The sequence below is a fragment of the Amycolatopsis viridis genome, assembly GCF_011758765.1.
Lineage (GTDB): Bacteria > Actinomycetota > Actinomycetes > Mycobacteriales > Pseudonocardiaceae > Amycolatopsis_E > Amycolatopsis_E viridis.
Window position 1 is genome coordinate 3705088 of record NZ_JAANOU010000001.1, and the last position, 25020, is coordinate 3730107.

The 25020-nt window shown below is 73.8% G+C and carries 26 protein-coding genes; 6 read left to right on the forward strand and 20 right to left on the reverse strand.

Translation table 11 applies throughout. The annotated features are described in order from the left end of the window. Positions 1 to 12: 12 nt before the first annotated feature. Genes FHX46_RS18370 through FHX46_RS18380 form a run of 3 tightly spaced genes read right to left on the reverse strand, consistent with a single transcriptional unit; the run spans position 13 to position 1543 of the window. Positions 13 to 729 (reverse strand): metallophosphoesterase family protein, encoded by a 717-nt coding sequence (locus tag FHX46_RS18370; protein WP_313886176.1) that lies wholly within the window; start codon positions 727 to 729, stop codon positions 13 to 15. Then, a complete protein-coding gene (locus FHX46_RS18375; RefSeq protein ID WP_167116453.1) occupies positions 726 to 986 on the reverse strand; it encodes a BON domain-containing protein in 261 nt (86 codons plus the stop codon). Before FHX46_RS18375 ends, FHX46_RS18370 begins: the two co-directional genes overlap by 4 nt. Continuing rightward, a complete protein-coding gene (locus tag FHX46_RS18380) occupies positions 986 to 1543 on the reverse strand; it encodes a nucleotidyltransferase family protein (RefSeq protein ID WP_167116456.1) in 558 nt (185 codons plus the stop codon). Before FHX46_RS18380 ends, FHX46_RS18375 begins: the two co-directional genes overlap by 1 nt. Positions 1544 to 1634: 91 nt before the next feature. On the opposite strand from FHX46_RS18380, the gene FHX46_RS18385 reads away from it, so the two are divergent. Continuing rightward, positions 1635 to 2024, forward strand: a complete 390-nt coding sequence (locus tag FHX46_RS18385) for an ATP-binding protein (RefSeq protein ID WP_313886177.1) — start codon at positions 1635 to 1637, stop codon at positions 2022 to 2024. A gap of 303 nt (positions 2025 to 2327) precedes the next feature. Then, entirely contained in the window at positions 2328 to 2702 is a 375-nt protein-coding gene (locus FHX46_RS28880; protein WP_167116459.1) for an STAS domain-containing protein, read from the forward strand. A gap of 67 nt (positions 2703 to 2769) precedes the next feature. Here the strand turns inward: FHX46_RS28880 and FHX46_RS18395 are convergent, their stop codons facing one another. Genes FHX46_RS18395 through FHX46_RS18445 form a run of 11 tightly spaced genes read right to left on the reverse strand, consistent with a single transcriptional unit; the run spans position 2770 to position 14162 of the window. Further along, complete coding sequence (locus tag FHX46_RS18395; protein ID WP_167116462.1) at positions 2770 to 4029, reverse strand: UDP-glucose dehydrogenase family protein; 1260 nt, start codon at positions 4027 to 4029, stop codon at positions 2770 to 2772. Position 4030: 1 nt separating this feature from the next. Beyond that, entirely contained in the window at positions 4031 to 4963 is a 933-nt protein-coding gene (locus FHX46_RS18400) for a glycosyltransferase family 9 protein (RefSeq protein WP_167116466.1), read from the reverse strand. Beyond that, on the reverse strand, positions 4960 to 5676 hold the full coding sequence (locus FHX46_RS18405) for an SDR family oxidoreductase (RefSeq protein WP_167116469.1): 717 nt from the start codon (positions 5674 to 5676) through the stop codon (positions 4960 to 4962). Before FHX46_RS18405 ends, FHX46_RS18400 begins: the two co-directional genes overlap by 4 nt. A 10-nt stretch (positions 5677 to 5686) precedes the next feature. Beyond that, positions 5687 to 7051: a D-glycero-beta-D-manno-heptose 1-phosphate adenylyltransferase gene (gene rfaE2 / locus FHX46_RS18410; protein ID WP_167116472.1), complete on the reverse strand. Its 1365-nt coding sequence runs from the start codon at positions 7049 to 7051 to the stop codon at positions 5687 to 5689. After that, positions 7048 to 7611, reverse strand: a complete 564-nt coding sequence (locus tag FHX46_RS18415; protein ID WP_167116475.1) for a D-sedoheptulose-7-phosphate isomerase — start codon at positions 7609 to 7611, stop codon at positions 7048 to 7050. The genes rfaE2 and FHX46_RS18415 overlap by 4 nt, the downstream gene beginning before the upstream one ends. Further along, positions 7608 to 8621 (reverse strand): glycosyltransferase family 9 protein, encoded by a 1014-nt coding sequence (locus FHX46_RS18420; RefSeq protein ID WP_313886286.1) that lies wholly within the window; start codon positions 8619 to 8621, stop codon positions 7608 to 7610. The genes FHX46_RS18415 and FHX46_RS18420 overlap by 4 nt, the downstream gene beginning before the upstream one ends. Next, a complete protein-coding gene (locus FHX46_RS18425) occupies positions 8618 to 10108 on the reverse strand; it encodes an HAD-IIIA family hydrolase (RefSeq protein WP_167116478.1) in 1491 nt (496 codons plus the stop codon). Before FHX46_RS18425 ends, FHX46_RS18420 begins: the two co-directional genes overlap by 4 nt. After that, the gene (locus tag FHX46_RS18430) at positions 10105 to 11733 is read right to left on the reverse strand and encodes a carbamoyltransferase family protein (RefSeq protein WP_167116481.1); all 1629 of its coding nucleotides are present in this window, start codon (positions 11731 to 11733) and stop codon (positions 10105 to 10107) included. Before FHX46_RS18430 ends, FHX46_RS18425 begins: the two co-directional genes overlap by 4 nt. Before the next feature lie 59 nt (positions 11734 to 11792). Further along, positions 11793 to 12737, reverse strand: coding sequence for an NAD-dependent epimerase/dehydratase family protein (locus FHX46_RS18435; RefSeq protein WP_167116484.1), 945 nt, complete (start codon positions 12735 to 12737; stop codon positions 11793 to 11795). Positions 12738 to 12789: 52 nt separating this feature from the next. Beyond that, the gene (locus tag FHX46_RS18440; RefSeq protein WP_167116487.1) at positions 12790 to 13611 is read right to left on the reverse strand and encodes an EamA family transporter; all 822 of its coding nucleotides are present in this window, start codon (positions 13609 to 13611) and stop codon (positions 12790 to 12792) included. After that, a complete protein-coding gene (locus tag FHX46_RS18445) occupies positions 13608 to 14162 on the reverse strand; it encodes a MarR family winged helix-turn-helix transcriptional regulator (protein ID WP_167116490.1) in 555 nt (184 codons plus the stop codon). The genes FHX46_RS18440 and FHX46_RS18445 overlap by 4 nt, the downstream gene beginning before the upstream one ends. Positions 14163 to 14295: 133 nt before the next feature. Here FHX46_RS18445 and FHX46_RS18450 point away from each other — a divergent pair, with 133 nt between their 5' ends. Beyond that, positions 14296 to 15162, forward strand: a complete 867-nt coding sequence (locus FHX46_RS18450) for a manganese catalase family protein (protein ID WP_167116493.1) — start codon at positions 14296 to 14298, stop codon at positions 15160 to 15162. Between the two features lie 45 nt (positions 15163 to 15207). On the opposite strand, the gene FHX46_RS18455 is transcribed toward FHX46_RS18450, so the two are convergent. The 4 genes from FHX46_RS18455 to FHX46_RS18470 form a co-directional block, all read right to left on the reverse strand. Then, positions 15208 to 16125: a hypothetical protein gene (locus FHX46_RS18455; RefSeq protein WP_167116496.1), complete on the reverse strand. Its 918-nt coding sequence runs from the start codon at positions 16123 to 16125 to the stop codon at positions 15208 to 15210. 77 nt (positions 16126 to 16202) lie between these two features. Further along, positions 16203 to 17447 carry a glycosyltransferase gene (locus FHX46_RS18460; protein WP_167116499.1) on the reverse strand — a complete coding sequence of 415 codons (1245 nt, stop codon included), beginning with the start codon at positions 17445 to 17447 and terminating at the stop codon, positions 16203 to 16205. Next, positions 17444 to 18268 carry a glycosyltransferase gene (locus FHX46_RS18465; RefSeq protein WP_167121546.1) on the reverse strand — a complete coding sequence of 275 codons (825 nt, stop codon included), beginning with the start codon at positions 18266 to 18268 and terminating at the stop codon, positions 17444 to 17446. The genes FHX46_RS18460 and FHX46_RS18465 overlap by 4 nt, the downstream gene beginning before the upstream one ends. Positions 18269 to 18503: 235 nt before the next feature. Then, positions 18504 to 18908 (reverse strand): DUF4383 domain-containing protein, encoded by a 405-nt coding sequence (locus FHX46_RS18470; RefSeq protein WP_167116502.1) that lies wholly within the window; start codon positions 18906 to 18908, stop codon positions 18504 to 18506. Positions 18909 to 19048: 140 nt separating this feature from the next. Here FHX46_RS18470 and FHX46_RS18475 point away from each other — a divergent pair, with 140 nt between their 5' ends. The 3 genes from FHX46_RS18475 (at position 19049) to FHX46_RS18485 (ending at position 22764) form a co-directional block, all read left to right on the forward strand. Next, positions 19049 to 19843: a SigB/SigF/SigG family RNA polymerase sigma factor gene (locus tag FHX46_RS18475; protein ID WP_167116504.1), complete on the forward strand. Its 795-nt coding sequence runs from the start codon at positions 19049 to 19051 to the stop codon at positions 19841 to 19843. Positions 19844 to 19963: 120 nt separating this feature from the next. Then, positions 19964 to 22471 carry an ATP-dependent Clp protease ATP-binding subunit gene (locus tag FHX46_RS18480; RefSeq protein ID WP_167116508.1) on the forward strand — a complete coding sequence of 836 codons (2508 nt, stop codon included), beginning with the start codon at positions 19964 to 19966 and terminating at the stop codon, positions 22469 to 22471. A gap of 5 nt (positions 22472 to 22476) precedes the next feature. Next, complete coding sequence (locus tag FHX46_RS18485) at positions 22477 to 22764, forward strand: DUF6480 family protein (RefSeq protein WP_167116511.1); 288 nt, start codon at positions 22477 to 22479, stop codon at positions 22762 to 22764. Between the two features lie 9 nt (positions 22765 to 22773). Here the strand turns inward: FHX46_RS18485 and FHX46_RS18490 are convergent, their stop codons facing one another. Both FHX46_RS18490 and FHX46_RS18495 read right to left on the reverse strand, forming a co-directional pair. Next, on the reverse strand, positions 22774 to 23607 hold the full coding sequence (locus tag FHX46_RS18490) for an SCO6745 family protein (protein WP_167116515.1): 834 nt from the start codon (positions 23605 to 23607) through the stop codon (positions 22774 to 22776). Then, a complete protein-coding gene (locus FHX46_RS18495; RefSeq protein ID WP_167116518.1) occupies positions 23604 to 25019 on the reverse strand; it encodes an amidase in 1416 nt (471 codons plus the stop codon). The genes FHX46_RS18490 and FHX46_RS18495 overlap by 4 nt, the downstream gene beginning before the upstream one ends. Between the last annotated feature and the right edge of the window lies 1 nt (position 25020).

The window sequence follows — 25020 nt, forward strand, 5'->3', positions numbered from 1 at the left end:
CACATCGGGGAATCAAGACCCCAACCCGTACGTGGCGTAAGCGCTGCGGATGACCGGCTGGGCGACGTTGCGCACCCGCACCCCGCCGGGGGTCACGCCCTGTTCGCAGCCGAAGTGGGCGTGCCCGTGGATCGCCAGGTCGGCACCGCATTCGTCGATCACCTCGCCGAGCTGGTAGGCACCCAGGAACGGGTAGATCTCCGGCGGTTCACCCCGCAGGGTCTCCGGGATGGGCGAGTAGTGGGTCAGCGCGATGCGGAAGTCGGTGTCGTCGAGCTCCAGCATCGCCCGGCGCAGCGCGTCGGCCCGCTCGATGCTGTGCTCGACGAACGCCTTCATCTCGCGCTCGCCGAACGCGCTCGCGCACTTGCCGGCGAACCCGCCGCCGAAGCCCTTGACCCCGGCGATGCCCAGCTGCTGCCCACCGGCCGCCACCCGGGTCGCGGAGCCCTCCAGGACCTGGATGCCGTGGTCCTCCAGGAGCTTGGTGATGTCGTCCTGACGGTCACTGTGGTAGTCGTGGTTGCCCAGCACCGCCACCACCGGCCGGCCCAGGCCGCTGAACTCGTCGGCGACCACCTCGGCCTCCTCCAGTGCGCCGTGCCGGGTCAGGTCACCGGCCAGCAACAGCACGTCCGCCAGGTCGCCCAGGTGTTCCAGCGCGGGGCGCAGCAGCCCCCGCGCGTCCTCGCCGAGGTGCACGTCCCCGACCGCCGCCACGCGGATCACCGCAGGTCCTCCCTCCGGGCCGGCTCGCGGGTATCGGCCACCCGCACGTCGTTGTGCACCCGCAGGCCCGGCGCGACCTCGTGCAGCACGGTCTCCAGCTCGGCGCGCCGCTCGTCGCAGGTCACCTCCCCGGACAGGTGCACGTCGTCGCCACGGACGTTCACCCGGACGCCCATCTCGGCCGTCCGCGGGTCCTCGGCCAGGGCGCGGCGCAGGTGGGCCGCGCGGTACTGGGGTGTTTCCCGCCCGTCGGTCATCACGCGGTTCCTTCGAGCTCGACGACGTCCAGCGAGTCCAGCAACGTCAGGAACGCCTGTGCGTACGGCGACTCGCCGGTCTCCTTCGCCACCCGCTCCCAGTCGACCTGTTCCCGCAGGTCGCGGGCGATGTGCAGGAGCGGTGCGAGATCGCAGCGGTGCGCGTCGAGGACGAGCAGCTTGTCGATCATGATGTCGGTGCCGCCCAGGACCGGTGCCATGGCCGGGCCGACGCGCATCACGTCCGAGCGGCGGAGGGTCTCCTCGGTGACCGGGCGGTAGTTGGGCCGGAAGATCAGATCGACCAGGACCTCACCGTCCCAGACCTTGCTCAGCCAATCCTCCGGCGGGTCGTCGGCCCGCATGCCCTCGGCCACCAGGGCCGCCCGTGCCGCCGGCACGTCCTCCTCCTTGAGGAACACGTCCACGTCGTGGTCGGAGGGCGGGCCACCGCGGGCGTAGACCGCGCATCCGCCCGCCACGGTGAACGGGATCTCCCGAGCCGTCAGCGTGGTGACCACCCTGGTCAGCGTCCGCAGCAACGACTGCTCGTCCATCCCGGCCGGGTACCCGTCCCCGACCGGGGCAAACGGGTGCCGCGGCGGACGGGTTTCGCGCCCCGCGCCCCGGGTATGACCCGTCCCGTTCGTGAGGTTGGGAGCGATCGAGGCGATGCGGCGCAGCACCGAACTCAGGCTGGCCCGGACGGTGGACGCCGCACGCCGGGCACGCCGGTTCACCACTGAGGTGTGCGCACGCTGGCGCGTCGCCCAGCTGGCGCCGGACGCGGCGGTCGTCGTGACCGAACTGGTGGAGAACACGCTGCGGCACACCCGGATGGCACCGAGACTCGCCCTGGAACTGCACCGGGACGAGCTGACGGTCCGGGTCACCGACGACGACCCGGGCGAGGCGATCATGCGGGAGGGTGGCCACCCACCGGGGCTGGGACTGCTGCTGGTGGCCCAGACGTCCCGGGAGTGGGGATGCGAGCGGGTTCCCTCCGGGGGCAAAACGGTGTGGGCGGTCCTGCGCTGAACGCGCGGCCGGCGGTGCGGGACCACCGCTGTCCCGCACCGCCGGTGCACCCACCACGGACGGCTCGCGCCGCGCCTGCGGCACCCTGCCGACCCGCACCGGATACCCCGTGCTGCCGTCGCCAACCGGGATGAAGCGGGTTGCCAAGCAGCGGGGCGGGTCCGTACGGTCGGAGGTGAGCGGTTGAGCTACCAGCCGTGCCGGGAACGGACACACCCGGCTGGAGATTTCGAAGACATTTCGAATACCTGGACGCGTGTGCGGCCGTCCCCGCTGTGCTCACCACCAACCGGGGAGACTCCCGTGTACCAAGCTCACGAGCTCCGCATCGACATCACCGACCGGCCCGACGGGATCCGGCTGGCCCGCCTGTCCGGCGAGCTGGACCTCGGCGCCGCACCCGCGCTCCGCCGCTGCCTGACCGAGTGCCTCGACCACGGCCGCACCTTCGTCGTGGACCTGGAGGCCGTCACCTTCCTCGGCTCGGCGGGCCTGCAGGCCCTGGTCGACGCCGACGAAGCGGCGGCACGCCGCGAACTGCGCTGGGCCCTGGTCGGCAGCCACCGCACCGTCGTCCGCCCGCTGGAGATCACCGGCCTGCACGAGCAGCTGCCGCTCTACCCCAGCGTCACGGTGGCCGCCCGTCACCTGTCGGAGACCACCTCGATCACCGGCTGAGGCACGCCACTCCCCCGCGAACACGGTCACGGCCCGGCCACCGGGGTTGCCGTGCGGGTGGTCGGGATCACGTTCCGGGCGCACGACCCAGCCGGACCAGCCGCAGGCCGCTGCCCCGGACCGCGGCCGGGTCGAGCACGTTGCGCATGTCGACCACGACGTCGCCCTCGGCGACGGCGGCCAGCTGGCTCCAGTCGAGCCGCGCGAACTCGGGCCATTCGGTCAGCACCACCAGCACCCGGGCGCCCTTGGCGGCCAGCACCGGGTCGTCCACGCGCTGGACCGGTCCGGTGTCGGCGGTCACGGCCGGGTCGTAGCCGGTCAGCGTGGCGCCGGCGGCGGCCAGCCGCCCGGCGACCGCGAGTGCCGGGGAGTCCCGCAGGTCGCCGGTGCCGGCCTTGAACGCCAGCCCGAACAGGCCGATGCGGGCACCGTCGAGGCTGCCGCCCGCGGCGTCGCGGATCCGGGCGGCCACGTGGTCGTACTGCCGGTCGTTGGCCTCGATCGCGGCGCGCAGGACGGTCAGGTCGACCCCGGCGCCGGCGGCGGAGGCGACCAGCGCCCGGGTGTCCTTGGGCAGACACGACCCGCCCCAGCCGGGGCCGGGGCGCAGGAAGTGCGGGCCGATCCGCTCGTCCAGGCCCATCGTGCGGGTGACCGCGTCGATGTCGGCGCCGGTGCGTTCGCACAGCCGGGCCAGCAGGTTGACGTAGGACAGTTTGAGCGCGAGGAACGCGTTGCTGGCGTATTTGCCCAGCTCCGCGCCGGCGTGCCCGGTGCGCACGATCGGCGCACCGAGGTCCGCGTAGAGCGCGGCGACCCGGTCCACCGCGTGCTCGTCGCCGCCGAGGACGACCCGGTCGGGGTGCCGGAAATCGTGCACGGCGTGCCCCTCGCGCAGGAACTCCGGGTTGCTCACCACGGCGATCCCGGTGGTGCCGGCGATGCGGGCGCAGGTGCCGACCGGCACGGTCGACTTCACCACCAGCACGGTGTCCGGCGCCGGGCGGATCGCGGCCAGCACGGCCTCCAGCGCGCCGAGGTCGGCCGTGCCGTCGGGCCCGGTCGGCGTGGGCACGCAGGCGAACACGAACTCCCGCGCGCCGGCCGCCCGCACGTCCGGGGTGAACCGCAGCCGCCCGGCGGCCAGGCCGTCACGCACCAGCGGCGCCAGGTCCGGCTCGGCGAGCGTGACCTCGCCCCGGGACAGCCGCGCCACCTTGGACTCGTCGACCTCCGCGCACAGCACGTCGTGGCCGAGCGCGGCGAGGCAGGCGGCCGTGGTGAGGCCGACGTACCCGGCCCCGGCGATCCCGACCGCGGCCATGTCAGACCTCCGCCACCTTGCGGCCCGCCGCAACCACCTCGTCGACGGTGATGGCCAGCAGGCCGGGGGCCGGTTCCGCGGCGAACGGGTCGCCCTCCTCGCCCGCCCACAGCACCACGTGCCGGTCCTCGGTCCCCGGCGGCGGACCCCACCGCCACGGCGGGGTCGGACCGAACAGCAGCACCGACGGCGTTCCATAGGCCGTGGCCAGGTGCGCGATGCCGGTGTCCCCGCTGATCAGCAGCCGCGCCCGGGACACGAGCGCGGCCAGTTCGCTCAGCCCGGTGCGCCCGGCCAGCACGGTGTCCGGAGGCAGGCCGGCCGCGGCGGCGAGCTCCCCCGCGAGGTCCCGCTCCGCGGCGCTACCGGTCACCACGACGCGGTGACCCGCGCGGGAAAACTCGCGCGCGACCTCGGCGAACCGGCCGGGCGGCCAGCGCCGCGACCCGTATGCCGCGCCGGGGTGCACGACGATCGCGTCCGGCGCCGGGCTCGGCACGTCCGGCCGGGTCAGCGCGAGGTCGCCGGGGTCGGCCTCGATCCCGTAGTGGGCGAGCATCCGGCACCAGCGCTGTGCCTCGTGCTGGTCTGCCACCCAGTCCGGTCCGTCCGCACCACCGGTGGCCGGGTGCCGGTGGGCGAGCAGGCGGCCGGGCCGGGTGCCGAGCAGGTCGCGCACGCTCTCCGGGCCGCTGCCGTGCAGGTTGACGGCGACGGCGGGCGGTGCGCCGTCCCAGCGCAGCGCGCCCAGCCCCGGGGTGGGCAGCACCCGGTCGACCGCGCCGGTGAGCGCGGCGATCCCGTCCAGCGCCGCGGGCGCGGCCAGGGTGATCCGCGCGTCCGGGAACGCGGCCCGCAGGCCGCGCAGCGCCGGGACGGCGACCAGGAGGTCGCCGAGCCCGAGCGCCCGCAGCACCAGGACGTCGACGGTCACGGCCAGGAGCCCTCCTCGGAGTGCGCGACGACCAGCTCGCGCACCTCACAACCGGCCGGCTGGGACAGTGCGAACAGGACAGTCGCGGCGACGTTGCCCGGGTGGTTCAGCTTCGCGTCGGCGGGTGGCTTGTACTGCTCGTCGCGCTCGTCGAAGAACGCGGTGTGCATGCCGCCGGGGACCAGCATGGTCACCCCGATGCGGCCCGCGGTCTCCGCGGCCAGCGCGCGGGTGAACCCGACCACGCCCCACTTCGAGGCGCAGTAGGCGGTGGCGTCGCTGACCGCCTTGATGCCCAGGGTGGACGCGACGGTCACGACCTTGCCGTGCGAGCGTTCCAGGTACGGCAGCGCGGCACGCACCACCGCCGCGGTGCCGAACAGGTTGACCTGGACGACCCGCTCCCAGTCCGCTGTGGACACCTGGTCGAGCTTGCCGGGGAAGTCGATCCCGGCGGCGGTGAACACCGCGTCCAGACCGCCCGCCTGTTCGGCGAGCTCCCGCACGGCCCGCTCGGTCTCGGCCGTGTCGGTGAGGTCGACCGGGACGTAGGGCACCCCCGCGGCCGGGGGCTTGCGGTCGAGCACCAGCGGGGTCCCGCCGGCCTGCGCGACCGCCTCGACGGTCGCCGCGCCCAGCCCGGACGCACCCCCGGTGATCAGCACCTTGCCGACGTTGCCTGCCTTGCCCACCTTGCCTGCCGAAGTTGGCATGTCTCCCCTTCTATCCGTTGGACACGGTCTCGATGAGCCGTGTGGTCGAGTAGCCCTCGACGGTGGGCACGAGCACGACCTTGCCGCCGCCGGCGCGCACCACCTCGGCCTCCGGCAGGTCGGTGCCCTCGTAGTCGCCGCCCTTGACCCAGATGTCCGGGCACAGCCGGCGCAGCACCTCCACCGGGGAGGACTCCTCGAACACCACGACGGCGTCGACGGACTCCAGCGCGCTGAGCACGCGCACCCGGTCGGCCGCGGTCACCACCGGGCGCCCCGGCCCCTTCAGCCGCCGCACCGACTCGTCGGAGTTGACGCACACGATCAGCACGTCGCCCAGTTCGCGGGCACGGCGGAGCAGCGCCACGTGGCCGGGGTGCAGGATGTCGAAGCACCCGCCGGTGGCGACGACCCGCCCGCCGCGGTGGCGCACCCGCTCGGCCAGCTCGAAGCCGGACAGGCCGGGTTCGCGCGCGCGGACCGGCTCGGCGGGCTCGGACAACGCGGTAGCCGCACCGGCGGCGACGAACCGGGCCGCGGACTCCACCGCCGAGGCGACCGCGTTCTCCAGCGCCGCGCCCTCGAACAGAGCCGCGGCGACGGCGCTGGCGAAGCGATCGCCCGCACCGCAGGTGTCCGGCCGCACGCTCGCCGGGACGCGGGACGCGTTCGGCACCGGGATCGCGCGCGTGCCCGTGCTGTCGGCGAGCACGGCGCCCTGCGCACCCACGGTCACCGCGACCGCCTCGGCCGCCCACTTCGCGCGCAGGCGCCCGGCCAGTTCCTCCGGGGTGCCGGACCCGCCGGCGAACTTCGCGGCCTCGCTGTCGTTGGGCGTCACCAGTGCCGCGCCGGGGACCGGCGAACCACCGCGCGGGTGCGGGTCCCACACCACCGGTGCGCCGGTCCCGGCCAGCAGTTCCCGGATCTGCGGGTGGTCCGCCACGCCGCGGCCGTAGTCGGCGACCAGGATCGCCGAGGCGCCGCGCAGCACGGACACCGTGCGCGCGTCCAGCGGCTCGTGGGCGGCACGCCCGTCGCCGTGGTCCAGCCGCACCACGGACTGGCCGGCCGCGCGGATGCGGGTCTTGCGGACGGTCCCGCCCCGCAGCGGCAGCGCGCACAGCTCGACCTCGCCGGCCAGCAGCCGCGCCAGCCGCGCGCCGCCGTCGTCGTCGCCGAGGGCCGTGACCAGCACGACGTCCGCGGCCGACCGGGCGGCCAGCCGCGCGGCCAGCCCGGCGCCACCGGGCCGGTGCCATTCCCGGCCGACGTCGACCACCGGCACCGGCGCCTCCGGGCACAGCCGGTCCGCGCTGCCGTCGACGTCGATGTCGAGCAGGGTGTCGCCGACCACCACCAGGGGGCCGGTCACGAGGGCACCCCCAGTGCCTCGTCGAGCGCCGCGCACAACCCGTGGATCACCGCGAGGTGCGCCTCCTGCACCGTGCCGGTGCTCGGGGCCTCGATCACCACCGCGTCGTCGCAGATCGAGGCGAGCGCGTTCGGTCCCGGGCCGGTCAGCGCCCACGTCGTCATGCCCAGCTCGTGGGCGGTCTTCGCCGCCGCGCACACGTTCTGGCTGCGCCCGCTGGTGGACAGCGCCACGAGCACGTCGCCGGTGCGGCCGTGCGCGCGCACCTGGCGGGCGAACACCTCCTGGTCGCCGTAGTCGTTCACGATCGCCGTGGCCGCCGACGTGTCGGCGTGCAGGGCGATCGCCGAGAGCGGCTGCCGGTCGTGGACGAACCGGCCGACCAGCTCGCCGGTCAGGTGCTGGGCCTCGGCGGCGCTGCCGCCGTTGCCGCAGGCGAGCAGCCGTCCGCCGGCTCCGAGCACCTCGGCGAGGTGACGACCCCACGCCTCGATCCTCGGTGCCAGCGCGGTCAGGTCCCGCATGGTCGCGGCCAGAGCCGCGAACCGCTCCTCGATCACGCTGCACCTCCTAGTTTTTCGACGGCCATCAGGACATCCTCGGGCGGAACCCGGCCCAGGCAGGGGTGCCCGGCCACCGGACAGACCCGCGCGCGCGTGTCGCGGCAAGGCGCGTCCTGGTCACCGAGCAGGACGAGCGGCACGCCGTAGGGCGCCCACCGCGCGGCCGGCACGACGGGCGCGAACAGCGACACCACGGGAGTGCCCACGGCCGCGGCCAGGTGCGCCGGCCCGGTGTTCGGGACGACGGCGACCCGGGCCCCGGCGAGCACGGCGGCCAGGCCGTGCAGATCGGTCCGGCCGGCCAGGTCCAGACCGTGTGCGCCGGCGACCTGCGCGGTGAGGTCGCGTTCGGACGGTGCGCCGGTGACCACGACGCGGTAGCCGGATTCGGCCAGCAGCCGCACGACTTCCGCGTTCTGCTCGGCCGGGTACTGCCGGGCCGGCACCGACGCGGCCGGGTGGACCACGACGTAGCCGGGTTCACCGACCAGGTCCGACACGTCGGGCAGCGGGCGGCGCACGGCGAGGCGCCCGTCGTCACCGGGCGGCAGCTCGTATCCGGCGGCCCGCGCCAGCGACAGGGCGCGCTCGGGCTCCGGCGGGTCGCCGTCGATCCGGTGCCGCAGGTCCAGCAGCGAGCCCGGGTAGTCCTCACAGATCGCACCGATCCACGGCACCCCGCACTCACGCAGGACCAGCGCGAGCGGCAGCGGTGACTGGTGGAACGACGTCACCACGAGCGCCGCGTCCGGTTGCGCGGCCCGGATGTGCGCGCGCAGCTCCGCCAGGTGGGCGGGGCTCGCGGCGGGCGGTTCCGGGTCGATCCACGGGGCGCACCACTCGATGACCTCGCCGACACCGGGCAGCAGTTCGGCGGCGGCGCGGCCGTGCGGGCCGGCCAGGAACGTGACCGGCCCGGCCGTGGCCGCCACCGCGCGCACGAGCGGACCGGACAGCAGGACGTCACCGGCGTTGTCCAGCCGCGCCACCAGAACCCGTGACCTCACCACGCCCGGTCCCCCATCGCCAGCCCGACCGCTCCGGCCAGGTCACCCGCCACCTGCGCGTCGCGCCGCGCGGCCGCGATCTCCGCGGGCCGCGTCCGGGGTGTGGGCACCAGCACCGCCCGCGCGCCCGCCGCGCGCGCCGCCTCCACGTCCGCCCCGATGTCCCCGATGACCACGCAGTCCTGCGGCCGCACACCCAGTGCGAGCGCGGCACGGGTGACCAGTCCCGGTTTCGGTTTACGGCAGCAGCAACCGTCGTCCTCGGCGTGCACGCACACCTGCCACGTCGCGAACGGCCCGAGCAGCTCCTCGACCCGCGCGTTGACCGCGGCAAGTTCGTCCGGCGTGATCAGCCCGCGCGCCACACCGGACTGGTTGCTCACCACGCCCACCGGCACACCGGCGGCGCGCAGGCGCCGCAGCACCTCCTCGGCACCCGGCACCGGCCGCACCCGCTCGGGGTCGTTGTTGTACGGCTCGTCGTGGACGAGGGTGTCGTCCCGGTCGAACAGGACCGCCTTGGCAGCGGGTCGCGGGCGGCGCACGCGCAGCTCACCGGCGAGCCGGTGGCGCACCGCGACCGGCGGGATGAGCACGCTGGTGACCGCCATCTTCGCCAGCTCCTCCGGGGTCTTCGGGCCGGGCAGGATGCGCCGCAGCGCGAACTCCGCGGTGAGACCGAGCCACGCGATTCCGGCGAAGGCGGCCGGTGTGGGCCGCCGCGCCGCGGCGCAGGCGAGCGCGGCGAGTCCGCTGAGCGTGGTCAGGGTGTGCCGGCCGAGGCGTCCCGGCCCGGCCGCGGTCAGCTCCCTCCACTGTGGACCGAACTTGCGCCGCATCAGCGCGTTGTCGGCATTGCCGCGCTGCGCCCGCACGCTCGCGAAGAACCCGCCGTGGCGCGCCGGGTGCAGGGTGGTGCGGATGCCGCGTTCCAGCCGCCATCCAGCCTGCCGCACGCGCAACGCGAGGTCGGCGTCCTCGCGGAAGGCGCGCGGGAAGCGTTCGTCGAACCCGCCCACGGCGGCCAGCACATCGCGCCGGTAGGCCATGTCCGCGGTGATCCACTCCGCGGTCGCCAGTCCGGCCGTGTCCCGTTCCAGGTCCGTCGGGCGGCGGCCCCCGGTCGGCCCGGGCACCACGATGCGGCCCTGCGATCCCGCCACGTCGGCGGCCAGCGCGGCCAGGTCGGACTCCAGCCGGGAAGCCCAGTCGGCGGTGGGGCGCACGTCGTCGTCGAGGAAGGCGATCCACTCGGTGCCCGCGGCCCGCCACCCGGCGTTGCGCGCCGCGGCCGGGCCGCGCCCGCCGGAGCGCAAGACGCGCACCGGCGTCGCCAGCTCGGGCAGCGGCAGGTCGCCGGGCTCCGGGCGGTCATCGACGACGATGATCTCGGCCGGCCGCGGTCCCATCCCGTGGCCGAGCGCGGACAGCAGAGCCTGCAGGCTGTCCCGGCCGGTCGTCGGGACAACCACGGTGTAGGCGATCATTCCGGCCTCCGGACGACGAACGGCCCGAGGGCCAGCAGGTCGATCGGGCTCGATCCGAAGCACTCCAGGGCGTCCCGCGGCGAGTCGACCATCGGACGGCCCGCGGTGTTCAGGCTCGTGTTGACCACCACGGGAATCCCGGTCCGCGATTCGAACTCCGCCAGCACGCGCGCGACCAGCGGCTCGTCCGTCCGGTCGACCGTCTGCACACGGGCGGTACCGTCCACATGGGTCACCGCCGGGATGCGGTCCCTCCATTCCGGACGGACGTCGTGCACGAACAGCATGTAGGGACTGGGCAGCGGCCCGCGCTCGAACAGTTCGCGGGCGCGGTCGGCGAGCACCATCGGCGCCACCGGGCGGAACTGCTCACGGCCCTTGACGTCGTTGAGGCGTTCGAGGTTGCGCCGGTGACCGGGGTGCGCGAGCAGTGAACGGTGTCCCAGGGCGCGGGGACCGAATTCCGCCCGGCCCTGGAACCACGCCACGATCCGGTCCTCGGCCAGTGCCTGGGCCACCGTCGCGGCGAGGTCGTCCGGCCGTTCGTACGGCAGGCGGGCGGTGTCGAGCGCCTGCTGGATCTCCCCGTCGGAAAAACCGCGTCCCAAGGCGGCACCGGTCATCCGCGCGGCGGGTTCGCCCCATTCCGCAGCCAGGTGCAGCGCGGCGCCCAGCGCGGTGCCCGCGTCACCGGCGGCCGGCTGGATCCAGACGTCGTCGAACGGGCCGTCGGCCCGCAACCGCGTGTTGGCCACGCAGTTGAGCGCGATGCCGCCCGCCATCGTCAGGTTCACCTGCCCGGTCTGGGTGTGCAGCCAGCGCGCCAGGTCGAGCAGCACCTCCTCCAGCCGCTGCTGCACGCTGGCGGCGAGGTCGGCGTGCTCGGGCCGGAAATCGGCCCCGGGCTCGCGACGCGGCGCGAACCGGGCCAGATCGAGTGGTGCGGCGCGGAACCCGCCGTCACCGAGGGCATCGAGGCGCTCGCGCAGCGCGTCGGCGAACTGCGGTTTCCCGTACGAGGCCAGCGCCATCACCTTGTACTCGTCGCTGGAGCGCGCGAACCCGAGGTGTTCGGTGAGGTCCTCGTACCGCAGTCCGAGCGAGTGCGGGAGCCGTTGCGCGGCCAGCTCGACGAGCTTGCCGTCGCGGTATTCCCCGGCCAGGTAGGAGGTCGCCTCACCGCGGCCGTCGGCCACCAGCACGGCGGCGTCGCCGAACGGCGCGGCCAGCCCGCTGGACGCGGCGTGCGCCACGTGGTGCCGCACGAACCGCACCTTCGCCGGATCCAGCCCGGGCAACGCGGTCTTCAAGAAGTGCGGGGCGCGGCGGGCATAGGTGGTGCGCAGCTCCTCCCAGCCCGGGTCCACCCCGGCGACGTCGTGGTCCACCAGATCCGGGTCGTAGGAGTAACCCACCGCGTCCAGCTCGGACGGTTCGATCCCGGCTTCGGCCAGGCACCAGCGCGCGGCCTGCTCGGGCAGCTCCCAGGCGGCGAACGGCACCGGGCGCTTGCCGTGCTTGCGGCGGCTGAAGCGCTCCTCCTCGGCGGCGGCGACCACCCGGCCGTCCACCACGAGGGCGGCGGCCGGATCGTGGAACACCGCGTTGATCCCGAGGATCCGCAAACTCCTACCTCCACATCCGGTCACCACTGCTACTTAGCGCTACCCCTGCTTCTCCTCGTCTAAACGGGACTGAGGTGCGCGGCGAACCACTCCAGGGTCCGGCGCAGTCCGTCGTGCAGGCCGACGCGCGGCCGCCAGCCCAATTCCCGTTGCGCCACCGCGATGTCGGGGCACCGCCGTCGCGGATCGTCCACCGGGGCGGGAACGTTGCGCACCGGCACGGCCGTCCCGGCCAGCCGCTGGATCTCCTCGACCAGCTGCCGGATCTGCAGCTCGTGCGGATTGCCGAGGTTGACCGGTCCGGCGAACTCGGCGTCCGCCAGCGCCAGCAGCCCGTCCACGGTGTCGTCCACATAGCACAGCGACCGGGTCTGGGTGCCCCCGCCCGCGACCGTCACCGGTTCGCCGGACAGGGCCTGCCGGATGAACGTGGGGATCGCGCGGCCGTCGTCGGCGCGCATGCGCGGCCCGTAGGTGTTGAACAGGCGTGCGATGCCGGTGTTCGCACCGCGGGCACCGCGGTAGGCCGTGGTGAGCGCCTCGGCGTAGCGTTTCGCCTCGTCGTATACGCTCCGCGGGCCGACCGGGTTGACGTGTCCCCAGTAGGTCTCGCGCTGCGGGTGCTCACGCGGGTCGCCGTAGACCTCGCTGGTCGAGGTGAGCACGAACCGGGCGTGGTGGGCGACCGCGAGGTCCAGCGCGGCGTGGGTGCCGGCCGCCCCGGTGTGCAGCGTCTCCACCGGCAGCCGCTCGTAGTCCCGCGGCGAGGCCGGGCTGGCCAGGTGCATCACCAGGTCGACGGGGCCGGCGACCTCCAGCCCGCCCGTGACGTCGGCCCGGACGAACTCGAAACCCGGATCGCCCGCGAGGTGTGCGATGTTGTCCGCGCTGCCGGTGCACAGGTTGTCCACACAGGTGACCCGGGTGCCGCGGGCGAGCAGGCGTTCGCACAGGTGGGAGCCGAGGAAGCCGGCTCCGCCGGTGACAACGGCGTGGCTGTGCATGGACTCCTCCTACCCGGCGGAGTCACTTCGAAACGCTACGGAGGTACTTCTCCTACGCCAGGGCCAGCAGCGCCAGCGCCCCGGCGGCCCCGCAAATACCCAGCGTCTGCTTCCGGTTCAGCCGTTCACCCAGAAAGACCAACGCGAGCACGACCGGGATGGCCGGGTAGAGGGCGGCCAGCACGGTCGCGACGGCGAGCAGCTGCTGGTGGGTGGCGACCCAGTAGAGCACGATCGCGACGCTGCCGAGCGCGCCCGCGAGGACGGCCGGCCAGGCCAGCCGCGGCCGCAGCGTGAGCGGGGTCCGGGTGGTGAGCACGAGCGGCAGGATGACGGCCACCGAAGCGGCGCGGCTGACCACGATCGGCCACAACCCGGCGTCGAGCGGGACGGGTTTCATGGCCAGGAACTGGAGTGCGAAGCCGGCACCGGCGATGAGGGCGTCGCGCACGCCCGGGCCGGCGGGGCGGCCGCCGCCGGACACGAGCCAGATCGCGGGCAGGGCCAGCACGATCCCGGCGACGGCCGCCGGGGAGGGCCGCTCGCCGAGGAAGGCCAGCCCGGCCACCACCGGCAGCGCGACGGCCCCGACGTCGCTCACGGGCACCACCACGGTCAGCGCGTCGCGGCTCATGGCCCGGTAGAGGAATCCGACCCCGATGCCAGTGCCGGCACCGGACAGCGCACCCCAGCCCAGGCCGCCGGTGCCGGGGTGGGAGGCGAGGAGAGCGACGACGAGGGTCACCAGGGTGCCACCGGCCTGGGCGTAGAGCGAGACGGTCAGCCCGGGCGCCCGCCGCGCGACGAGACCGTTCACGAAGTGCGTGACCCCGAAACACCCCGCGGAGGCCAGGGCGAGCAGCTCACCGGTCATCGGTGGCCCCCGTCCGCGACCCGGGCGCCGGTGGCCTCCCGCGCCCGGCAGGCCGCGCCCACCGGGCACACCGCGCCCGCCGCCACGCAGGCGGCCCGGTCGCACAGGCGGCACAGCCGGTCGGCCTCCGGGAGCTGCTCGTAGGCCGCGGTGAGGAGCTTGGCGACCAGCTCGGCGAACACCGCCCGTTCCCGGTCGTCGAGCGCGGCGGTCAGCGAGGCGAGGCGCCCGCCGCGGTGCCCGAGGATCCGCTCCGCGGCGTCCACCCCGGCATCCGTCAGGTGCACCGCGACCGCCCGGGCGGCCGTCGGCCAGCGTTCGGCCAGGCCGCGACTCTCCAGCCCGTCCACCATGCGTGCGGCGGCGGGCTGGCTCAGGCCGACCCGCCGGCCGAGTTCCGTCACCGACAACCCGGGCGCGGTGGACAGCACCACCAGGGCCGCGGCAGCGCTCACGCTCGTGCCGGCCGCGGTCGTGGCGTCGGTCAGCGCGAGGTCGTTGACGGTGAGCGCCAGCGCGCCCAGGAGATTCGCCAGCCGTTCTTCATGCATGACTCATGCATAGGTCATCGGAGTGGGATTCGCAAGCCGGGGCGAACCGGCACGAATATCCCGGGCAGGGCGGGGAAGCCCCCCGTCTGCACGCGTACTCAAACCAACTTTCCTTCGTCCACAAGGAGATCTTGTGTTCCGACACACGAAACTGCTGCAGTTCGAGGCGAAGCCGGAGCGTCCGGACCCGTACTACGCCAGGAAGCTGCAGGAGCTGATCGGTGGTGCCTACGGTGAGATGACGGTGACGATGCAGTACCTGTTCCAGGGCTGGAACTGCCGCATGGAGGGCAAGTACAAGGACCTGATCATGGACACGGCGACCGAGGAGATCGGTCACGTGGAGATGCTGGCCACGATGGTGGCACGCCTGCTGGAGGGTGCTCCGGCCACGGCGACCGCGGAGGCGGCCAAGGACCCGGTGATGGCGGCGGTGCTGGGCGGGATGGATCCCCAGCAGGCGATCGTGTCCGGCGGTGGCGCGGTGCCGGCGGACTCCAACGGCACGCCGTGGAACGGCAAGTACATCGTGGCCTCGGGCAACCTGCTGGCCGATTTCCGGGCCAACGCGGCCGCCGAGGCGCAGGGCCGGTTGCAGACGGCGCGGTTGTACAACATGACCGACGACCCGGGCGTGAAGGAGATGCTCAAGTTCAACCTCGCCCGGGACACGGTGCACCAGAAGCAGTGGCTGCGCGCGATCGAGGAACTGCAGGCCGACGGGCTGGAGTCCGACATCGCCCCCAATGCCCTGCTGGACGAGGAGGACCAGACCCACAACAACACCATCTGGCACCTGTCCGACGGCCCCGACGGCAACAAGGGCGGCTGGTCCACCGGCGAGGACCGCATCGACTACCTCATGGACCCCAAACCCCTCGGCGGCCCCGGCACCGCCCCCAAACCCGAACCCGATCTCTACGCCACCTACTCGCCCACGAAGGACGCGCTGGGCACGGTCAAGGGCAAGGCCCAGTCCGCGGTCAACAAGCTCACCTGAGGCGGCCGCCCCCTCGGGACCACTCCCGAGGGGGCGCCGCACGGTTCACGCCGCGGGCAACCGCCCGGTCGGACGTTCGGCCAGGATCTCCCTGATCCCGGAACGGTCCACCAGCAGAACGGCGGGCACGAGGTCGCCGCTCGTGTCCGGCGAGGTGCGGACCCAGTCCGTGATCTCCGCGCCCCAGCCCGACCTGGCCCCCGCCACACAGATCTGGTCCGGGCTGATCAACCCCACGATCAGCTCGTCTTCACCGATCTGCTCGGCGGCCTTCCCGGGGAAGTCGTCCATCACGATCGCGGACGCGGCGCACAGGTTGCCGTCGGGGCGTTCCAGGATGGCCATGCGTCCCTTCGCCTCATCCACGAACACCGTGAAGCGAAGCCCGGCCGTGAGATTGCCGACCGCTTCCGCGACCAGTTCCGCGATCTCGTCCCGGCTCATTTGCATGAACGTGGTCCGCAGGAGGTGGGACATCCCGATCCGGCCGGTTTCCGAGATCACCACCTTGGCGAACCCCACGTGCAGCCGGTCGCCCACCAGCGGGTAGGACGCGTAGAGCTGCAACGGGCCGTCGTAGGTGTGGAGGGTGGGCAGCCACTCACCCTCCGCCCGGGTCTTCGCGGACGACTGGGCGCCGTGGTCCAGCTCGATCCGCGCGACAGCCTTCGCCGCCCTGTCGAAGGCCGCACTCCAGTCGCCGTCCTGGGGACGGTCGAACACGTAGGTGCACCCGGCGTCGCGGAACGTCTCCGCCAGGAAGATCCGGTCCGCTTCCGAGGGCTGCCAGGTGCACCGCACCTGGGTGATCTCGGAAGCCGGAACCTGCCGCTCCTCCTGCACCTGGCGCCAGGCCAGCCGGACACCGTCCTCCGCCTGAGCGGGCGCGACCCCCCGCAGGACCTCGTCGTCGTTGCCGTTCACCTGGAAGAAGACGACGTTGGTGTCCACAGCCGGATCCATGCGAGATGATCTTACTCAGCGGAGAACGGTCCCCTGTCCGCACCGGCCCGGCTACGCGATGGCCTCAGCGATGTCCGTCAGCCCTGGCTCACCACGGCATCGGTTGTCACCACCGGGCCCGCGGCGCCGGACGGGACCTTCTCGCCCAGGGTCTTCTCGTAGATGCGCAGCACGTCGACGGCGATGCGGTCCCACGAGTACCGGGACCGGGCGCGGTCACACCCGGCGATGCCGTACGCCTCGCGCTGAGCGGGGTCGCCGAGCAGGCGGCGCAGGGTGGCGGCGAGCACCTCCGGGCGCTGGGGCGGCACCAGCTCACCGGTCACGCCGTCGACCACCGTGTCGATCAGACCGCCGACCGCGGCGGCGACCACCGGGACCCCGCAGGCCATCGCCTCGAGCGGGACGATGCCGAACGGCTCGTACCACGGCGTGCAGACCACGAGATCCGCCGAGCGCAGCAGCGCCGGCATCTCGTCGCGCGTCACCTGGCCGAGCAGCCGCACCCGGTCGGCGACGCCGAGCCGTTCCGCCAGCTGGAGCAGCCGTTTTGCCTCCGGGTCGTCGGCCAGCCGCCCCTGCTCCGGACCACCGGCGATGACGAGCTCCGCGCCGGGCACCGCGGGCAGCGCGGTGATCGCCGTGGCGAACCCCTTGCGTGGCACCAGCCGGCCGACGCTCACGATCCGGTGCAGGTCACCGCGCGGCGCGACCGGGCCGTCCGGGGTGAACCGGTCGAGATCGACGCCGCACGGCGCGACGGACATGCGTGAGCGGGGCAGGCCCATCCGCGCCAGCTCGAACACCTCGTCGGAGCAGGTCGCGGCCACGCGGGCGGCGTTCTTGCCGATCAACCGTTCCAGCTGGGCCCGTTCCGGCGGGCTGGTGTCCGCCGCGCCCTGGTAACGCTTCTTCACCACACCGAGGGCGTGGAAGGTCTGGACCACCGGGATGCCGGTGCCGCGCGTGGCGAGCAGCGACGCGAGCCCGGACATCCAGAAGTGCGCGTGCACCACGTCCGGGACGTCGCGCTGCCAGGTCCGCGCGAGGTAGCGGCCGAACTCGGTCATGTGCGGCAGCAGATCGTCCTTGGGCAGGTGCTGCGCGGGCCCGGCCGGCACGTGCACCACGCGGTAGCCGCCGGGCGTGGTCACCTCCTCCGGCTGCGCCGGATCGTCGCGCCGGGTGTAGACGGTGACGTCGTGGCCCTGGCGGCACAACGCCGCGGAGAGCTCCGCCACGTGCAGGTTCTGCCCGCCCGCATCCACCTCGCCCAGGACGGCCAGCGGGTTGGCGTGCTCCGACACCATCGAGATCTTCATGCGCTACCTCCACTCGTCACCCGGCCGAGCTGGACGTCCCAGTTGCGCAGGAAGGCGTCCAGGCCGTAGCTCGCCAGCGCGTGCTCGCGCGCTTGTTTGCCCATCCGGTGCGCGAGCTCCGGGTCCGCCATGAGGGCGGCGACCGCGCGCACCAGCTCGTTCACGTCCGCCGAGACGACACCCGCCTCCGGCGGCACCGCCCGGGACGCCTCGGTGCCGGCGACCGCCACCACCGGCATGCCCAGGTGCATCGCCTCGATCAGGGACAGGCCCAGCGATGTCCAGCGCGGGGTGTGCACGTACACCCGGCACCGCGCCAGCCCCGCGTGCAGGGCGTCCTGCCCGAGGTCGCCCTGCGGCCGGATCCGCTCCCCCAGGCCGAAGTGATCGCCGAGCTGGTCCACGCCGATGCCCCACACGTGCAGCGGGGCGACCTCGGCGAACGCGGGCAGCAGGTCCGTGCCCACCGCCCGCCCGCGGCGCACCGGCTCGTTCATCACCAGGCCGGCCGCGGCCTCCTCGCCGGTGTAGAGCTCGCCCGGATCGACCACGCCGTGCTCGATGACCGTGGCCGGGGCCTGCCCGGAGTCCCAGATCAGGTGGTTGAAGTGGGTGACGTGCACCAGCGGGATCGCGGTCTGGCCGGCCAGCGGGTGCCGGGTACGGGGTACGTCGCCGGTCGGCGTGTTGTGTTCGACGAACACCGCCGGCACGTCCCGGCCGGGGCGCCGGCCGGTCCACCGCTCGGCCAGCTCGATCTCCTCCGGGCGCTGGAGGACGACCACGTCGATGTCGGTGTGGCGCAGCTCGTCCGGGCTCACCTCGCGGGCCGCCGGCCACGCTCGGTCACAGCGGCCCCGCCCCCAGGGGCCGCCCTCCGGCAGCAGCGGAAGCAGGTACTCGTGCCGTCCGCGCACGAACGAACTGGTCCATGACCCGTGCACGTGCCACAGCAGGATGCGCAGCGAGTCGTCCTCTGCCCGTCTCATGGGGAAGTTCTTTCACCCTGGCAGAGGAACTAAACACGCTGCGCAGCACTGCTACTCTCCGTAGTTGTCAGACGCGTTCCGTGGCCCGGTTCCGCGCGGGCAGGAGGAAGACCACCAGGCCCAGCACGGCGACCACGGCGTGCAGGGCGTTGTCCGCCCAGTGCGGGTCGAACACCCGCCGCACATCGCTCGGATCGTTCGTCCCCGCGGACAGCAATCCCCAGATCGTGACACCCAGCAGGGGGAAGAAGACGGCCAGGCCGAACACGCGCGCCGTCCGTGCCCGCGGCGCGGCGAGCAGGGCGAGCAGTCCCAGCGCGGTGCGCAGCACGTCGAGCACGGTGCCGGTGTGGAAGCCCAGGATCTCCCCGGACGTGGCGAAACCCGCGATGCCCAGCGCCAGGAACACCACACCCACCACCAGCGCGAAACCCTGGGCCAGCGGTGCGCGCTCGCTCGTCTGCTCAGCCATCGATCGGACCTCCTTCGTCGGACAATCTGCCCGGCGGGGTTCCCCCACCGGGCGGAAAGCAACCAGGTGTGGCACCCGGCGGCACTGGGTAGCCCGGGCCATGACCAGCCGGGTACGAGGTGACGGGGAGAACCGGGACGTTGGCTGAGACGCGCCTCGCGGGCACGATCGAGGACAACGATTCCTCGGACGAGAACACGCCCACCTTCGCGGACCTGGCGGCTGCCGCGCCGGGCGATCCGCACCGCGAGCAGCTGCGCACGGCACTGGTCACCCAGTACCTCTCGGTCGCCGAGCACATCGCACGGCGCTTCAGCGGCCGTGGCGAGGCGTACGAGGACCTGTTGCAGGTCGCCCGCGTGGGACTGATCAACGCCGTGGACCGCTTCGAGCCGGAGCGGGGCACCGACTTCCTGTCCTTCGCGGTGCCGACGATCATGGGCGAGGTGCGGCGGCACTTCCGCGACGCCAGCTGGTCGGTGCGGGTGCCCCGCCGCCTCAAGGAACTGCACCTGCAGATCGGGCAGGCCAGCAGCGAACTCGGCCAGCGCCTCGGCCGCGCGCCCACCCCCACCGAGATCGCCCGCGAGCTCGACCTCACCCCGGACGAGGTGAACGAGGGCCTGCAGGCCGGCAACGCCTACTACGCCGTGTCGGTCGACAAGCCCGCCGGGGAGGACGACGAGGCGGCCTCGCTCGCCGACACGCTCGGCGAGGAGGACTACGGCATCGAGACGGTGGAGAACCACGAGGCATTGCAACCGCTGCTGCGCGACCTGGCACCCCGCGAACGGACCATCCTGATGCTGCGGTTCTTCGGCAACATGACGCAGACGCAGATCGCCAAGCGCGTCGGCATCTCCCAGATGCACGTGTCGCGCCTGCTCGCGCAGACCCTCCAGCACCTGCGCGACAAGCTCACCGAAGAGCCCTGAGCCCGTCGTTTCACCCCGCCCGGCCCCGGGTAGCCGACACGCTGGACGGTCCGGGCGTGCTCCGTCCGAAGTGGATGCGGCCGGGCCGTGTCCCCGACGGCACGAGGAGCGTTTCCCGACATGACCGGCTTTTTCCCGGGCGGCTCCGGCAGCCCACTCGACCAGTTCCTGGCACAGTTCTTCGGCAACGCCGTGCCGAGCAGGCGGCCGAACGCGGTCGACATCACCCGGCTGCTGTCCGACCAGGCGCGGGAACTCGTCGCGCAGGCCGCGGAGAAGGCCGCCGAGCAGGGCCGTGCCGACGTCGACACCGAACAGCTGCTGTGGGCGGCCACCCAGCTGCCGCCGACGCGCGAACTGCTGGAGAGCGCGGGAGCGAAGCCCGCGGAGATCGCGCGCGAGATCGACCGGCACGGCGGCGCGGGTGAGCGCACCACGCCGGCGATGCTCGCCCCGGGCGCCAAGCGGGCCCTGCTCGACGCGCACGGCATCGCCCGCACCCTCGGCTCCACCTACATCGGGCCCCAGCACCTGCTGCTCGCGCTGGCCGCCAACCCGGAGTCGGCGGCGGGCCGCATCCTGGCGCAGGCCGGGGTCACCCCGGAGTCGTTCCAGGGCTCCGGCCCGGCCCGGGCCCGCCCGGACCAGCGGCCCCAGACCGGCGCCGGCACACCGACGCTGGACCAGTACGGCCGCGACCTCACCGAGGCGGCCGAGGAGGGCGACATCGACCCGGTCGTCGGGCGGGACACCGAGATCGAGCAGACCATCGAGGTGCTGTCGCGGCGCACCAAGAACAACCCGGTCCTCATCGGCGAACCCGGGGTCGGCAAGACCGCGATCGTGGAGGGCCTGGCGCAGCGCATTTGCGACGGCGACGTGCCCGACCTGCTCGCCCGCCGCCGGGTGGTCCGGCTGGACCTGACCGCGATGGTCGCGGGAACCCGCTACCGCGGCGACTTCGAGGAGCGCATGACCCACCTCCTGGACGAGATCCGCCGGCACCGCGACGAACTGATCGTGTTCATCGACGAGCTGCACACCGTGGTCGGCGCCGGTGCGTCGGAAGGCTCGATGGGCGCGGGCAATATGCTCAAACCCGCCCTGGCGCGCGGCGAGCTGCACATCGTCGGCGCGACGACGCTCGACGAGTACCGCCAGCACATCGAGAACGATCCGGCGCTGGAGCGGCGGTTCCAGCCGATCCTGGTGCCGGAACCGTCGGTCGCCGACACCGTCGCGATCCTGCACGGCCTGCGCGACCGGTACGAGGCGCACCACCAGGTCCGGTTCACCGACGAGGCGCTCGCCGCGGCCGCGGACCTGTCCGACCGCTACCTGACCGACCGGTTCCTGCCCGACAAGGCGATCGACCTGATCGACCAGGCCGGCGCGCGGGTCCGCCTGCGGTCCGGCCGCCGGCCGAGCGACGTGCGCGAGCTGGAGGGCCGGCTGGAGGAGCTGTCCCGGGACAAGGACCAGGCCGTGGCGGCGGAGAACTTCGAACGCGCCTCGGCGCTGCGGGACGAGATCGCCGAGCTGCGGGAGCGGCTGCGCTCGGCCGACACCGGCGGGCGCCCGTCCGGTGCGCAGGAGGTGACGCCGGAGGACATCGCCGAGGTGATCTCGCGGCTGACCGGCGTCCCGGTGAGCCAGCTGACCGAGGACGAGCGGGACCGGCTGCTGCACCTGGAGGAGCATCTGCACGAGCGCGTCATCGGGCAGGACGAGGCGGTGGACGCGGTGGCCGAGGCCGTGCGGCGGTCCCGGGCCGGGTTCGCGCCGCCGGACCGGCCCTACGGCAGCTTCCTGTTCCTCGGCCCCACCGGGGTCGGCAAGACCGAGCTGGCGCGGGCGCTGGCCGCCGCGCTGTTCGGCGACGAGGACCGGATGATCCGGCTCGACATGTCGGAGTACGGCGAGCGGCACACGGTCAGCAGGCTGATCGGCGCTCCCCCGGGCTACGTCGGGTACGAGGAGGCCGGGCAGCTCACCGAGGCGGTGCGGCGGCGCCCGTACTCGGTGGTGCTGTTCGACGAAATCGAGAAGGCCCACCCGGAGATCTTCAACGTGCTGCTGCAGGTCCTCGACGACGGCCGGCTGACCGACGGGCGCGGGCGCACGGTGAACTTCACCAACACCGTGCTGATCATGACCAGCAACATCGGTTCGGAGCTGATCTCGAGCAGCACCCAGGGAGCGCTGGGGTTCGCGCCGGCACCGGAGCCCGGCGGTGCGGACCCGCTGCGGGACCGGCTGCTGCGGCGGCTGCGGGAGTCGTTCCGGCCGGAGTTCCTGAACCGGATCGACGAAATCATCGTGTTCCGCAAGCTGGAGTCCCGGCAGCTGGAGCAGATCACCGAGCTGATGCTGGACCAGACGAAACGACGCGCGCACGCCCAGGACATCACCCTGGAGTTCACCCCGGAGGCGGTGTCCTGGCTGGCCCGCGCCGGGTACCAGCCCGAGTTCGGCGCCCGGCCGATGCGCCGGACGATCCAGCGCGAGGTGGACAACCCGCTGTCGCGGATGATGCTGCGCGGTGAGCTGTCGCCCGGTTCGCGGGTGCGGATCGGCGCTGCCGACAAGGGCTTGACGTTCGACGTGTCAGCGTCGGTGGGAAGGTGAATCCGATGAGCAGTCCCGATCCCCGGTCCGGTCGCCCACCCGGCGCCGAGCGCGGCACGCCGGGCGACGTCCCGCCCGGACCGGACCCCGCCCGCACCCCCGGGCTCGAGCCCGGCGGCGGCGTCGCCCCCGGCGACACGCCGCCCGAGGCGGGCCAGACCTCGGGCCTGTCGCACCACCAGCAGAAACCACCGAGGGCGATCCCGGTCGTGACGATCGTGATCGCGGTCGTCATCGCGGTGCTCATCGCCGCGCTGATCGTCTCCTCCGCGGTGGGCTGGATGCGCTTCTGACCCCGTGCGTCACGGGCTCGGCGCGCCCACCGGGTTGGGGTGCGGCACCGGCGCGGGCACCAGGCGGCGGGCGATCGGCCGGAGCAGGGTGTCCAGGGCGGCCAGTTCGTCCTCGGTGGCGGCCGCGTACGGCGCCGCGGCCAGCTCGTCGGTGCGCCGTTCGATGTGCTCGCGCAACCGGGCGCCCTCCGGGGTCAGGCCGTCCGCGGTGACGAGCCCCCGCGCCGCGAGCCGGTCGCGGGCGGCGGCCCACTCGTCGTCCGTCCATCCGCGGTGCGGCGCCACCACCGCACGGCTGCCGTCCGCGGCGTCGCGCAGGGCGTGCGCCTCCAGCCCGTCGATCCCCTCCGCCGCCAGGACCGCCACGTGCCCGTCCCCGCGGTGCTCCCGCAGCGTCGTCGCCGCCTGCCACAGCGCGGCGACCGGATCGTCCGGCCACGGCAGCGCCGCGTTCGCGGCCCCCAGCGGGCGGCCCGCCCAGCCGGCTGCCGCGGTGACCCGCCGCAGCACCGCGAGCGCCTCGGCGGGCACCTCCCCCACCTGCGGCCGCAACGCGGCCACCGCACCCGCGGCCCGGGCCGCCAGCGCCCGCTCCGGCGGCACCACCTCCCAGATCGCAGGCACGGACCGGGCCAGGAACGACGGCGCGAAGTTGTAGAACACGGCGGTCACCGCGCCCAGGCTCGCCGCGCCCAGCGGCGCCGCCCTGGTCCCCACGTACCCGCGCCAGAAGCCGCGCAGACCCGCGGCGGCGTGCGCCGCCTTCGCCTCCGGCGCGAAGTAGGTGACGTCGTGCACCGTTTCCAGCACCACCCACAACGCCCGCGCCCGTTCCGCCCTCATCGCGCCACCTCCGGCCGCTGCCGTGCCACTCCCGTGGCCTGCTCGAACACGTGCCCGGCCTGCAGCACGGCGAAATCCGCGCGGTGCGGACCGACGATCTGCAGCCCCACCGGGAGTCCCGCCGGCGTGAACCCGGCCGGCACCGACAGCGCGGGTGAACCGCTCACCGTGACGAAGTAGGCCGAGCGCATCCAGTCCAGGTAGGTCGCCATCGCGGTGCCCGCCACCCGCGCCGGGTATTCGAGCCCGGCGTCGAACGGCGGCACCTGGCTCACCGGCAGCAGCAGGAGGTCGTGGCGGGTGAAGAACTCGCGGAACCGGTGGAACAGTTCGGTGCGCAGCACCTCGGCGCGGCCCACGTCGACCGCCGACAGCCGCAGCCCCTCCTCGGTGTTCCACACGATGCTGTCCTTGAGCCGGTCGCGGGAGTCCGCCAGCAGCGGCCCGAACTTCACCGCGAACTGCCAGGCCCGCAGGATCCGGAACGCCTCGTCCGCGCCGGTGAAGTCCGGGCACGCGCGCTCCACGACGCAGCCGAGGCCCTCGAACACCTTCGCCGACTCCTCGACCACGGCTGCGACCTCCGGTTCGACCGGCACCGCCCCGCCGAGGTCGGGCGACCACGCGACCCGCAGCCCGCGCAGGTCCCGGTCCAGCGGGCGCGCGAACACCTCGCCCGGTTCGGCGAGCGCGATCGGCGAACGCGGGTCCGGCCCGGCGAGCACCGACAGCAGCAGGGCGGCGTCGGCCACCGTGCGGGCCATCGGGCCCGGCATGCCCAGCCCGGTCCAGCCGAGCGGGGCGGGCCACGACGGCACCCGCCCGATCGAGGGGCGGAAACCGACCACGTTGCAGAACGACGCCGGGTTGCGCAACGACCCGCCGAGGTCGCTGCCGTCGGCGAGCGGGTGCATCCCGGTGGCCAGGGCGGCCGCCGCGCCCCCGCTGCTCCCGCCCGCTGATCTGGCGAGGTCGTAGGGGTTGCGGGTGGTGCCGAAGACCGGGTTGAAGGTGTGCGAGCCGGCAGCGAACTCCGGCACGTTCGTCTTGCCGAGGCTGATCACCCCGGCCGCGCGCATGCGCTCGACGACGAGCTCGTCGTGGTCCGGCACGTGGTCGGCGAACAGCGGCGAGCCGAATGTGGTGCGGATCCCAGCGGTCTCGTGCGTGTCCTTGTGCGCGACCGGGATTCCGTGCAGCGGCGGCAGTTCCGCGCCACGCGCGGCACGCTCGTCGGCCGCGGCGGCCTCGGCCAGCGCCCGGTCCGCGGCGAGCGTGACGACGGCGTTGACGTGCGGGTTGACGCGCTCGATCTGGTCGAGGTGCGCCCGCACGACCTCACGGGCGGACACCTCCCGGGCACCGAGCGCGGCCCGCAGCTCGCGGGCGGTGAGGAAGCACAGGTCGGTCACG

Bases quoted from the DNA above. Each gene is read 5' to 3' on its own strand.
- FHX46_RS18375 (WP_167116453.1), bottom strand. From the start codon at position 986: ATGACCGACGGGCGGGAAACACCCCAGTACCGCGCGGCCCACCTGCGC.
- FHX46_RS18380 (WP_167116456.1), bottom strand. From the start codon at position 1,543: ATGGACGAGCAGTCGTTGCTGCGGACGCTGACCAGGGTGGTCACCACG.
- FHX46_RS18395 (WP_167116462.1), bottom strand. From the start codon at position 4,029: ATGGCCGCGGTCGGGATCGCCGGGGCCGGGTACGTCGGCCTCACCACG.
- FHX46_RS18405 (WP_167116469.1), bottom strand. From the start codon at position 5,676: ATGCCAACTTCGGCAGGCAAGGTGGGCAAGGCAGGCAACGTCGGCAAG.
- FHX46_RS18425 (WP_167116478.1), bottom strand. From the start codon at position 10,108: ATGATCGCCTACACCGTGGTTGTCCCGACGACCGGCCGGGACAGCCTG.
- FHX46_RS18435 (WP_167116484.1), bottom strand. From the start codon at position 12,737: ATGCACAGCCACGCCGTTGTCACCGGCGGAGCCGGCTTCCTCGGCTCC.
- FHX46_RS18440 (WP_167116487.1), bottom strand. From the start codon at position 13,611: ATGACCGGTGAGCTGCTCGCCCTGGCCTCCGCGGGGTGTTTCGGGGTC.
- FHX46_RS18445 (WP_167116490.1), bottom strand. From the start codon at position 14,162: ATGCATGAAGAACGGCTGGCGAATCTCCTGGGCGCGCTGGCGCTCACC.
- FHX46_RS18455 (WP_167116496.1), bottom strand. From the start codon at position 16,125: ATGGATCCGGCTGTGGACACCAACGTCGTCTTCTTCCAGGTGAACGGC.
- FHX46_RS18460 (WP_167116499.1), bottom strand. From the start codon at position 17,447: ATGAAGATCTCGATGGTGTCGGAGCACGCCAACCCGCTGGCCGTCCTG.
- FHX46_RS18470 (WP_167116502.1), bottom strand. From the start codon at position 18,908: ATGGCTGAGCAGACGAGCGAGCGCGCACCGCTGGCCCAGGGTTTCGCG.
- FHX46_RS18480 (WP_167116508.1), top strand. From the start codon at position 19,964: ATGACCGGCTTTTTCCCGGGCGGCTCCGGCAGCCCACTCGACCAGTTC.
- FHX46_RS18485 (WP_167116511.1), top strand. From the start codon at position 22,477: ATGAGCAGTCCCGATCCCCGGTCCGGTCGCCCACCCGGCGCCGAGCGC.
- FHX46_RS18490 (WP_167116515.1), bottom strand. From the start codon at position 23,607: ATGAGGGCGGAACGGGCGCGGGCGTTGTGGGTGGTGCTGGAAACGGTG.